The sequence below is a fragment of the Yersinia pekkanenii genome (assembly GCF_001152565.1).
GTDB classification, from domain to species: Bacteria; Pseudomonadota; Gammaproteobacteria; order Enterobacterales; family Enterobacteriaceae; genus Yersinia; species Yersinia pekkanenii.
This window is the reverse complement of record NZ_CQAZ01000077.1, coordinates 1-8,708: the sequence shown is the minus strand read 5'-3', so window position 1 is coordinate 8,708 and position 8,708 is coordinate 1. Positions and strand designations below refer to the sequence as shown.

Below are 8,708 nucleotides of genomic sequence, written 5' to 3'. Positions count from 1 at the left end.
ATAAAGAAACCTTTGAAGTCGTGAATCACGCAGAAAACGCACTGGCATACAGTAATCAGGCTATCGCTGTGCTGAATATGTGGATGGGCACCCTTACAGCAAACGACAACGACGAAGCCAATCGCGTTGCCGCTGTACACAGTCTTATGCATGAAGCGCTATCACACCTTCAAAAAGCTACGGAGGTGAACTATGCGCGAACCGCTGCCTAATGACCGCTACAAAGACAGTCACGGCTTACTCGTCACTGTACAGGCCGTGGCGTTTAACCGAGTCACCTTTAGCCGTGATGGATATCAGGCACCTTGCATCATGCCTCTGGCGCGTTTTGTTGCTGAATTCACTTTTACCGGGAGTCCGCAAAAAAATGACATTCGTTGAGGACGTTCGCAGCAAAGCTAAAGGCCACTGGGAAGCTATTTTCCAACGTCTGGATATTCCGACCAATCGCGGCGAGGGTGAGTGTCCAAGCTGTGGCGGTAAAACCCGCTATCGATTTGATGATCGGGAGGGTCGCGGAACCTACCATTGCTCACACTGTGGCGCGGGTACCGGGCTGGATTTAGTGATGAAGGTTAACCAGTGTGACGCCCGTTCAGCGGCGGAAAAGGTCGCGAGTGTGATGTCGTTGCCCTTACCAGAACCGAAGCCAGCCAGAGATAAGCCTCAATCCAATATTGCGATTGCTGACAAGGTGGCGGCGCTGGTGGCTAAAACGGTATCGGGTGAATCTCAGTACCTTCTCAATAAGGGCCTTCCAAGCCCCTCCAAAGCCTTGCTCAGTGACGGCTCACTGTTACTGGTACTGCAAGGAATGGACGGCACCACCACCGGCGCACAGGTGATTAAGGCTGATGGTTCGAAACGGTTATTGGCGGGTACCACGAAAAAGGGTTCGTTTATTCCGGTTAGGCTCCAACCACCAGCGGGTAACGAACAGCCTGTAACGGTGCTGATCGCCGAGGGTTACGCAACCGGCGTTACCGTTTCGTTACTGGATGATGGAGTAGTACTGGCCGCACTGGACGAAGGCAACCTAATTCACGTCGCGAAGGTCTGCCGGGCAAAGTGGCCACAAGCAAAAATCATCATAGCAGCAGATAACGACTGGCACGAACCGGGAGAATGTGACGAAAAAGGCAAACCTAAGCAGAATATTGGTGTTATCTCCGCTGAAAAATCCGCTATTTGCGTCTCTGGCTGGGTAGCCACACCACCGACTCACCATAAAGCCGACTGGGACGACTACCGCCAACAGAACGGCACAGAAGCCGCTACACGCGCTTTTACCGAATCACTGTATCAACCAAAGGGGGCGAAAATGAAAGCTACCGTTACCGCTATACACAATGATAAAAACTCTCGCCCGGCTTTGTCTCAGATGGCAGCAAGTCAGCGGGGAGAGCTACTAGCAGAACGTTATGGGCAGATCACCGTCAACCCAGAAAGTGAGACGGTTTATCGTTATAACGGTGAGCGGTGGGAAAAAGTCCCTGACAGCGAGCTACAGCGCGAAATGGTCGCTATTTTCAATGAGAATGAAACGCCTTACTCTCCTACCGGAATTAAAAACGCTATTGAAGCCATGAAGCTGCAAGTGCCAGTTATGACAACTCAGCCGCGCTACTTAATTGGTTTCAAGAATGGCGTGTATGATCTGCGAGAAAACGCGTTCAGAGCACATAAGCCGGAGGATTGGCTACTTAATCATAATGGGATCACGTTCACCCAACCACTGGCGGCAAATGAATGTCTTAAGGTACACGCGAGTAATTTCTACAAATGGCTATCTCATGCGGCGGGTCGTGACGCCGGGAAGATGGAACGCATTAAGGCCGGGTTATTTATGGTGCTGGCGAACCGTTATGATTGGCAGCTATTTCTTGAGATAACCGGTGAGGGAGGTAGTGGTAAAAGCGTATTTACTCATATTGCTACATTATTGACCGGGGAACATAACACCGCCAGTGGCAATATGGCCGCGCTGGATAGCGCCAGAGGCCGCGCGCAGTTTGTCGGAAAAAGCCTAATTTTGCTTCCTGACCAGTCTAAATATGTGGGCGAGGGAACGGGTATTAAGGCTATTACTGGTGGTGACTTGCTTGAGATCGACGGCAAGTATGAGAAGCAATTTAGTATTATTTTACAGTCGGTAGTACTTGCAACGAATAACGAACCTATGAACTTTACTGAACGTCAGGGAGGGATAGCCAGGCGCAGAGTCATTTTCTCTTTCAATAACCCGGTCAGTGATGATGACAAAGATCCGCTGCTCAATGCGAAAATCAGTGTGGAATTACCCGTAATTATCCGTCACCTGTTAACTGAGTTTGCCAGCCAAGATAAAGCTAAATTGCTTCTACTGGAGCAGCGTAACTCTGATGAGGCGTTAGAGGTAAAGCGGGGCACAGATCCGGTTATTGATTTATGCGCGGCACTGTATTTTATGAGTGAAGCCCGAGGCTTGCTCATGGGGGGTGGAAAAAGCATTGAATCCGAGCCTAAAAAATACCTGTATCACCTTTATAAAGAATTTCTTGAGTTTCAGGGGCTAGGTAAGCCGCTGGCTGTAACGTCATTCGGTAAGGCGATGAAAAATGCGGCGAATGAATACGGCAAGGAATACAAAACACGGGAAATCAACGGACGCAAACAAACCAATGTGGGGTTAACGGAAAAAGTGAACGGCTTCCTTCCTCATGTGTGGGGGCTGGATACGCCGGATTAAGTCCCTACATATAAAGTTTTATCTATTACTATCTACTCTATCTACCAAATGACTTCAAAGCCAGACAGGACAAGGGTTACAGCTTGGTAGATAGTAATTTTTTATTGTCTACCTATTATCTACTTTATCTACCAAATTATGCACTAACGCCACTGAGTGACTTTTGGTAGACAGGTAGATAGTAGTAGATAGCCAGTAGGTAGTGTTTTTGTGTTCTCTACCAAGCTGTAGGCCACGTCATTACTGGGTTTGGCATGATTGGTAGATAAAGTAGACATAAAACAGCCAAAACTTTTAGTAGGGGGGGGTAGGAACTGACAAAATCCATAATCAACTGTTAAATAGCTGTTCGAAAGTTAACCCGTTAGTATTGAGGCTTCTTTCTGGCTGGCGAGTTTTAAAGGAGATGGCAGCATGAAAATCATGAAGTATACAGAAGGTCGCGGGCGTCCGTGGCTGTCAGTACCGAGCGATCACCTGGACTATTGTGACAAACACAAGTTTCCGGCAATTGTCGTTTGGGTTAGAAAGACAAAGGCAGATGTATCTTGGTTTAACGAACCCTATCAATTGTCTCATCAATGGGCTTTTTCTCGGCAGGACTTCCAGCGGGACATTGAAAGGCGCGGGGAAGAAATCTATCTGAAATATGCAACACCAAAAACAGCGCGGGCAATACAGTACTCCATGATGACTCTCTACGATTTAACTATAACGGATGCACGCAAGGCGGCGGGAGAGCTTTTTGATATGACGCTGGAAATCATCAAAGAATATGAAACGAAAAAGGCGAAAGTATTCATATGATAAGTATCGATAATTTAACGGAAGCGGAGTTAACCGCTTTACACAACCGCATTGTGGATCGACTGAAAGAGTTACAGCGAGAAAAAGCCCTGAGCGCGATGTCTGAATTGCGTATTGGTGATGTGGTTCGGTTCCAATCTGAGCAATCTGTAGTCGCTGGTATCGTCATCAGGCTCAACAAAAAATCGGTGACAGTTCATTCGGCTGGAAATAATCGCTGGAACGTCTCTCCCGAGTTATTGACGCTGGTTAGGAGGCCAGAAGAGCTTGCTGATCTTGAAGATGAACTGAAACGTTACCTAAGCAATGAATGACGTAAATTCTAAAGGTATGAGGTAATCTCTGGCTTACAATGTGGTAGCACTGGTTAATCGGTTTGGATAAAATTTTTGAGCATGGATGAACAGAAAAGAAAAGCTGAAACCTTGGAGTTATCAGGTTATTGGCGCAGGGCAGCAACGCAGTGGCTTGTTGTGATGGATTGCAGTACTGACGAGAGTGAGCGAGAGAAGATAGCCCAGCGGCGCGACCATTGCTTAAGGCGTTCCACTGGTACACCAGAAGATCGGCGGCGAGAGGTGCGTAACCGCTACAGAAGTCAGGAGCGGCGACAAACCCGTTATTAGCAAATTATCACCTGTCGTGATTCAGCCCCCCCCCATCAGCGATATTTGCTTAACACTCCATTGAAGTGTACATTTAAAGTGTACACATCAGAGAGGCTATTATGATTACCTATACGTCAACACAGGCCCGCGCCAATATATCCGCTGTGCTGGATGCTGCTACAAGTGGCGAACCCGTGGAGATCATCCGGCGTGACGGTTCAGCCGCTGTAGTCATAAGCAAGGCTGACTTTGAGGCTTATCAAAAATCAAAACTGGATGCTGAATTTGATTTCATCATGCAGCGCCACGGGCGAACCGTCGAGGCACTGACCGACAGATGAGATGGATTAGCGCGAGTGAAATACTGATATTTCACGACAAAATATTGCAGCTTTATCCGGGAGTGCCGGGTATGCCGGACGCGGGGAGAGCCGAAGCCATTATTCACCGTGTTCAGAATCTCACCCACTACGAAGGTGTGACGGATTTGTTTGAGCTTGCCGCCACGTATTGGGTCGCTATTGCCCGTGGGCATATCTTCAATGACGGCAACAAGCGCACGGCATTCTTCACAACAATGGCCTTCTTGAACCGTAACGGCGTCTTTATCCGTGATGAGGGTAACGAACTGGAGGAACTTACGGTTAGGGCTGCGACAGGAGAATTGACTGCCGGAGAATTGGCGCAACGGTTGCGGTTTCTGGTTGAACATTGAGTAACCGCCCTGAATTGAAATCAGGGCTTCCAATACACACACCGATAAGATGCATGACTACTGACTGGTTCGCTTCATTCTGCGCTTGAGATTATCTACAGCGCTTGTCGTCCAAACGCCTCCCCGCGCGGGTTTAACTCCCAACTCGTTTAATCTGGCTACAATGGCTTTATTACTGGATTGAATACCGAGCCGTTCGGTTTCACTGACCATCTGGCAAATAATATCTTTTGCGGTCAATCCCGTTGTGCTGGTGGCCTTAACTGTTTCAGGTTCATGTGGAGCAGGTAAAGCAGCGGAGCCACTGAGTAACCCTTCCATTTGACTGATAAGAGCCTCCATACGTGACTCTGGCGAACGTGAGGTATCTGGCTAGCCTAACTTATCCAGAACAGCCCCTAGTAGCCACGCAGATTTATCCTTTCCTGAATGCTTTACTGCCTCATCAATCTCACCGGCCATTTCAGCCGGCACTCTGAAAGAAAACAGCTTGCTTTGTTTTTTATCCATCATGTGTAAACACCGTAAGTAGGTTGTGTGCCAATTCACTCACGTTGCCGTGTGTAAACGCGTATACGGAAAATAGTGTATACGTGTATACAAAAGTGAGAAAGCCCTATTTTGACTAGTGTAAACGTGTATACAGCATATTTTTATGAATTATTTTATATTCCTATTATTGCAACAGTGACTTGAATCATTTCATTTATTGCAATATATTTAGCTGTATAAATACTCAGTTGAGGTTAAAAATGAATCGTAAAAGTAACACGCAAGCCGTGCTCTTGACCCGCGATCAGGTTGAGGCCTTACGCCATTTGCAAGAACGTGAACGCGGACGCTCAGAGTTTGGTATCACGCCCTCCATCCATGAGGTTGCCCGTGGGCTGGTCGATAGTGCCCTTAAAACCTTAAGGAAGGGGTAAGACATGAATCAGATTTATCAACCCGGACAAGTCATTAACATGGGCGCAGGTGCGGCCCCAAAAGACCGCTTCGGGCGTTCTTACATGCGTGTGCAGATCGCCGGTCGTCCGCATGAATGGCAACCCGCGCCAATGACCGCCTCAGATGCCCGTGATATCAAGGCCAAGGTATTGACGGAGGCTTATATTCAGGTTGTCGCATTGCAAGCCGCTGTCAGCACCCAGTTAGCGACTCCTGAAGAAACAGCCGCATTGGTGTTGTGGCAAACCTATCTGGTACTGATGAACCGTATCGATCCTGATGACCCGCTCAATATCATTTGGCCGGAAAAGCCAGAGGGTGGACTGTCATGATAAATCCTAACATCGCTCATCTTCTTGGCATCTCACGAAAAACCACAGCAACAAAACAACCTACGACAAAAAAGGCAGGCTCATTGATGAAAACTTTCAGTCATTTATGGGGCAGTCGCGCTGATGCCTCAGCGGATATTGTTGATACTGATAAGCAGCAATCCAAGGCGGTTTCCATAGCAAAACCCAGCCAGCACAGCCGCTCACACAATGTGGCTATTTCTGACGAGGCGAAAGCCAGCCCGATACTGGCAATCCGGTTACTCAAAGATACGGACATGAGCTCATCGAAGATTAAAAAGCGACTGGCAGAAGACCCGGAAGCATTAACCGTGTTCACTCAGAATTTCATGGAGCAACGTGATCCGACGTGGGAGCTTCAGGACGATGAAGAAAAGGCCATGACCGCGCTGACTTATTCTTCTGGGAACGGTGATAGCAATGGTTATTTTGCTGCAAAACATCGTGCAATAAAGGCACTGGCCAAGATGGTAGAGCCGATGACCGAAGATGAAACCCAAGCCATGATTGAGCGTAATAGGCAGCGTATGAATGCGGCTGACCCTAATACCCCTGATAACGTCGAGGCACGTAAACAGGCTGAGGAAGTATTTAATCAGGAAATGGCCCATGCCACAGCCCGCCGTAATGACCGGCTACGGGCTACGGGTGTCATGCTGCGTGGTGATGCGAAGCGGGTCAGTGGTGAAATCGTTGCGCCACACGGTGAAGTTGCCAGCATTAAAGCGAATCTTGATGCCGGAATGAGTCCAACAGCGTTAAATCGCCCCTAAGTCGAGTCGGGAGCCATGAGCATGAGTTACCAGCACTTAGCCCCACAAGCAGCAGCCCCTACCGGAAATCGTCTCAGTGGCAGCTTGTTACGACTACAGCGGCTATCACAGTCTGCACAGGCTCAAGATGAGCAGGAAAGCGCGAGTGTAGTGGTCTCCCGTCATACCAACGCCCATTGGATAGCCTCCAGTCGTGAGGCTCAAAACAATCCAATACTGGCACTCAAATTGATTAAGCGCCGAACACCGCACGAAGAGGCTATTGATACGTTGCAAGTTAGTGCACGACACCTGAGTAATTTCACCAAGCGCAAGATGATTGCGGTCTGTGCTGGCTGGGAATGCCTGGATACTGAGGACCGGAATATGGAGGCATTCACCTACAGCATGACCCACAGTGACGATAACGGCTATCACGCTGGTTTCTTTGCTGCTCAGAGGGTTCTTGAGAAACATGTGGAGCCGTGGACTGAGGAAGATATCAGGTCACTGTCTGAACGGTATGGTGTGGCGGCACAGAGTGAGCGGTGAATGGCGGGTTAATGGACCTCAGAATTTTTTGGGTCCCTCCTGGCAACATTTATTACACGGGACATTGCGCGCCGTGCAGTTTCCCTAGCTATTAACTTTTGAATTTGATTCACACTTTACACTTCACACTTTTTTGTTATCGAGTTGTTGCATGTCTTTGACTGCGTGGTGTGTAGAGAAATTAGAACAATTTTTGATTTACAGTTTGATTCACACATTCCGCCAAAAAGTGTAAACCCCTTCACACTTTTGCACATTACGACTGTGAAGGGTTCACACTTTGCCAATCAGGGAGAATATTTTATGTTGATGTCAGTAAGCCAGTACGCCGCACATGCCGAGATGAGTCGCCGGGCATTCTACAATTGGGAAAGTAAATCGGGTTTCCCTGCGCGAGTCGGCAGTAAAATTGATGCCATTGCCTGTGATGCTTACCTGTCGCGATATCGTGATAGCCATGACCCGCGAGCACAGAACGCCAAGAGTAAACCAGCGCCAGCCAAGGGTAAGGTTAAAGCGGGTAATAGGCTGGTAGAAATGAGTGTGGCTGAAATCAGTCAACATCTCGACGGTTGCATTGGTCAGGCTGCTGATATGGACGATGACGAACGCGCCACCTTAGCCGCTAAAGCGGTGGGCCTCTATCTGAGCGAAGGCCCTGACAACCCACCTGTGACGTTTGGTGGCTACCGCCTGTCTATCGTCGAAACGCCAGAATGGGAAACCGGGCAAATTATCGCGGGTGGGGCCTTTGGATTATCCGCGATTGATGTGGTGTATGAGTGCCTGGATTACACACTGACACTGATGAGCGACGAAACAGAGGAAACAGCGATGCGCGATGTTATTCCTTCGTTGCTCTATGTCCTCGGAAGTGATGAATAAATTACTTACCTAGTGGGCTATAGACCTGCAATCTCCAACCTTTGCCAGCCCTGTGCTGGCTTTTTTATCTCATTTTCCTATTCATCAGGATATCCAATGATAACGTTCACTGGCAGGATAACTAAAATCCCGAAGCGTATTAAGACTCAAACAGGCAAAGTTATGGCGGTGGCCACTATTCAGGTTGAGACAGACAAGCGGACGCCTTACCCATTGTGTGTGGTCGGGTTTGACCTGTTGGCACTTGAGTTGATGCTATGCCAGTTCGGGCAGCGAGTATCAGTAACGGGGTCTACTGGGTTTCATGGCGGTTATCAAATCAAGGCGGAGGCAATACAGCATTTAGTTTGATTTTCGGTA

General features: G+C 48.4%; 17 protein-coding genes. 14 read left to right on the top strand and 3 right to left on the bottom strand.

The features are described from left to right. The 3 genes from AEP37_RS21565 to AEP37_RS21555 all read left to right on the top strand — a co-directional run. The coding region (locus tag AEP37_RS21565) for a hypothetical protein (protein ID WP_331462908.1) at positions 1-212 on the top strand (212 nt) is incomplete at its 5' end. Beyond that, positions 193-381, top strand: coding sequence for a DUF4222 domain-containing protein (locus AEP37_RS21560; protein ID WP_049615259.1), 189 nt, complete (start codon positions 193-195; stop codon positions 379-381). The genes AEP37_RS21565 and AEP37_RS21560, both read left to right, overlap by 20 nt. Next, on the top strand, positions 368-2,728 hold the full coding sequence (locus AEP37_RS21555; protein ID WP_049615258.1) for a primase-helicase zinc-binding domain-containing protein: 2,361 nt from the start codon (positions 368-370) through the stop codon (positions 2,726-2,728). The genes AEP37_RS21560 and AEP37_RS21555 overlap by 14 nt, the downstream gene beginning before the upstream one ends. 143 nt (positions 2,729-2,871) lie before the next feature. On the opposite strand, the gene AEP37_RS27650 is transcribed toward AEP37_RS21555, so the two are convergent. Further along, positions 2,872-3,006, bottom strand: coding sequence for a hypothetical protein (locus AEP37_RS27650; protein ID WP_280512721.1), 135 nt, complete (start codon positions 3,004-3,006; stop codon positions 2,872-2,874). Between the two features lie 136 nt (positions 3,007-3,142). Here AEP37_RS27650 and AEP37_RS27420 point away from each other — a divergent pair, with 136 nt between their 5' ends. The 5 genes from AEP37_RS27420 (at position 3,143) to AEP37_RS21535 (ending at position 4,858) form a co-directional block, all read left to right on the top strand. Then, complete coding sequence (locus AEP37_RS27420) at positions 3,143-3,535, top strand: hypothetical protein (RefSeq protein ID WP_072086384.1); 393 nt, start codon at positions 3,143-3,145, stop codon at positions 3,533-3,535. Next, a complete protein-coding gene (locus AEP37_RS21545; RefSeq protein ID WP_049615257.1) occupies positions 3,532-3,849 on the top strand; it encodes a hypothetical protein in 318 nt (105 codons plus the stop codon). Before AEP37_RS27420 ends, AEP37_RS21545 begins: the two co-directional genes overlap by 4 nt. A gap of 81 nt (positions 3,850-3,930) precedes the next feature. Continuing rightward, positions 3,931-4,161 (top strand): PerC family transcriptional regulator, encoded by a 231-nt coding sequence (locus AEP37_RS25355; RefSeq protein ID WP_072086383.1) that lies wholly within the window; start codon positions 3,931-3,933, stop codon positions 4,159-4,161. 101 nt (positions 4,162-4,262) lie between these two features. Further along, a complete protein-coding gene (locus AEP37_RS21540) occupies positions 4,263-4,484 on the top strand; it encodes a type II toxin-antitoxin system Phd/YefM family antitoxin (protein WP_049615256.1) in 222 nt (73 codons plus the stop codon). Beyond that, positions 4,481-4,858 carry a type II toxin-antitoxin system death-on-curing family toxin gene (locus AEP37_RS21535; protein WP_049615255.1) on the top strand — a complete coding sequence of 126 codons (378 nt, stop codon included), beginning with the start codon at positions 4,481-4,483 and terminating at the stop codon, positions 4,856-4,858. Before AEP37_RS21540 ends, AEP37_RS21535 begins: the two co-directional genes overlap by 4 nt. A gap of 57 nt (positions 4,859-4,915) precedes the next feature. On the opposite strand, the gene AEP37_RS27415 is transcribed toward AEP37_RS21535, so the two are convergent. After that, entirely contained in the window at positions 4,916-5,200 is a 285-nt protein-coding gene (locus AEP37_RS27415) for a recombinase family protein (RefSeq protein WP_244880824.1), read from the bottom strand. A 30-nt stretch (positions 5,201-5,230) separates the two neighbouring features. Further along, entirely contained in the window at positions 5,231-5,371 is a 141-nt protein-coding gene (locus AEP37_RS27410) for a hypothetical protein (protein WP_244880823.1), read from the bottom strand. A gap of 239 nt (positions 5,372-5,610) precedes the next feature. Between AEP37_RS27410 and AEP37_RS26695 the strand changes: the two genes are divergently transcribed. From AEP37_RS26695 to AEP37_RS21500, 6 genes are all read left to right on the top strand, one after another. Beyond that, positions 5,611-5,784: a hypothetical protein gene (locus AEP37_RS26695; protein ID WP_049615254.1), complete on the top strand. Its 174-nt coding sequence runs from the start codon at positions 5,611-5,613 to the stop codon at positions 5,782-5,784. A gap of 3 nt (positions 5,785-5,787) precedes the next feature. Then, positions 5,788-6,138, top strand: a complete 351-nt coding sequence (locus tag AEP37_RS21520) for a tail fiber assembly protein (RefSeq protein ID WP_049615253.1) — start codon at positions 5,788-5,790, stop codon at positions 6,136-6,138. Between the two features lie 86 nt (positions 6,139-6,224). Further along, on the top strand, positions 6,225-6,932 hold the full coding sequence (locus tag AEP37_RS21515) for a hypothetical protein (RefSeq protein WP_049615252.1): 708 nt from the start codon (positions 6,225-6,227) through the stop codon (positions 6,930-6,932). A gap of 21 nt (positions 6,933-6,953) precedes the next feature. Beyond that, a complete protein-coding gene (locus tag AEP37_RS21510; RefSeq protein WP_049615251.1) occupies positions 6,954-7,463 on the top strand; it encodes a hypothetical protein in 510 nt (169 codons plus the stop codon). 303 nt (positions 7,464-7,766) lie between these two features. Then, entirely contained in the window at positions 7,767-8,348 is a 582-nt protein-coding gene (locus tag AEP37_RS21505; protein WP_049615250.1) for a hypothetical protein, read from the top strand. A gap of 96 nt (positions 8,349-8,444) precedes the next feature. Next, positions 8,445-8,699, top strand: coding sequence for a hypothetical protein (locus AEP37_RS21500; protein ID WP_049615249.1), 255 nt, complete (start codon positions 8,445-8,447; stop codon positions 8,697-8,699). The last annotated feature ends 9 nt before the right edge of the window (positions 8,700-8,708 follow it).

What these genes read in the sequence shown, in the direction of transcription:
- AEP37_RS27650 (WP_280512721.1), bottom strand. Translation starts at nt 3,006, where the DNA reads ATGTCTACTTTATCTACCAATCATGCCAAACCCAGTAATGACGTGGCC.
- AEP37_RS21555 (WP_049615258.1), top strand. Translation starts at nt 368, where the DNA reads ATGACATTCGTTGAGGACGTTCGCAGCAAAGCTAAAGGCCACTGGGAA.
- AEP37_RS21515 (WP_049615252.1), top strand. Translation starts at nt 6,225, where the DNA reads ATGAAAACTTTCAGTCATTTATGGGGCAGTCGCGCTGATGCCTCAGCG.
- AEP37_RS21510 (WP_049615251.1), top strand. Translation starts at nt 6,954, where the DNA reads ATGAGTTACCAGCACTTAGCCCCACAAGCAGCAGCCCCTACCGGAAAT.
- AEP37_RS21545 (WP_049615257.1), top strand. Translation starts at nt 3,532, where the DNA reads ATGATAAGTATCGATAATTTAACGGAAGCGGAGTTAACCGCTTTACAC.
- AEP37_RS21540 (WP_049615256.1), top strand. Translation starts at nt 4,263, where the DNA reads ATGATTACCTATACGTCAACACAGGCCCGCGCCAATATATCCGCTGTG.
- AEP37_RS27420 (WP_072086384.1), top strand. Translation starts at nt 3,143, where the DNA reads ATGAAAATCATGAAGTATACAGAAGGTCGCGGGCGTCCGTGGCTGTCA.
- AEP37_RS27410 (WP_244880823.1), bottom strand. Translation starts at nt 5,371, where the DNA reads ATGATGGATAAAAAACAAAGCAAGCTGTTTTCTTTCAGAGTGCCGGCT.
- AEP37_RS21520 (WP_049615253.1), top strand. Translation starts at nt 5,788, where the DNA reads ATGAATCAGATTTATCAACCCGGACAAGTCATTAACATGGGCGCAGGT.
- AEP37_RS25355 (WP_072086383.1), top strand. Translation starts at nt 3,931, where the DNA reads ATGGATGAACAGAAAAGAAAAGCTGAAACCTTGGAGTTATCAGGTTAT.
- AEP37_RS21505 (WP_049615250.1), top strand. Translation starts at nt 7,767, where the DNA reads ATGTTGATGTCAGTAAGCCAGTACGCCGCACATGCCGAGATGAGTCGC.
- AEP37_RS21500 (WP_049615249.1), top strand. Translation starts at nt 8,445, where the DNA reads ATGATAACGTTCACTGGCAGGATAACTAAAATCCCGAAGCGTATTAAG.
- AEP37_RS26695 (WP_049615254.1), top strand. Translation starts at nt 5,611, where the DNA reads ATGAATCGTAAAAGTAACACGCAAGCCGTGCTCTTGACCCGCGATCAG.
- AEP37_RS21560 (WP_049615259.1), top strand. Translation starts at nt 193, where the DNA reads ATGCGCGAACCGCTGCCTAATGACCGCTACAAAGACAGTCACGGCTTA.
- AEP37_RS27415 (WP_244880824.1), bottom strand. Translation starts at nt 5,200, where the DNA reads ATGGAGGCTCTTATCAGTCAAATGGAAGGGTTACTCAGTGGCTCCGCT.
- AEP37_RS21535 (WP_049615255.1), top strand. Translation starts at nt 4,481, where the DNA reads ATGAGATGGATTAGCGCGAGTGAAATACTGATATTTCACGACAAAATA.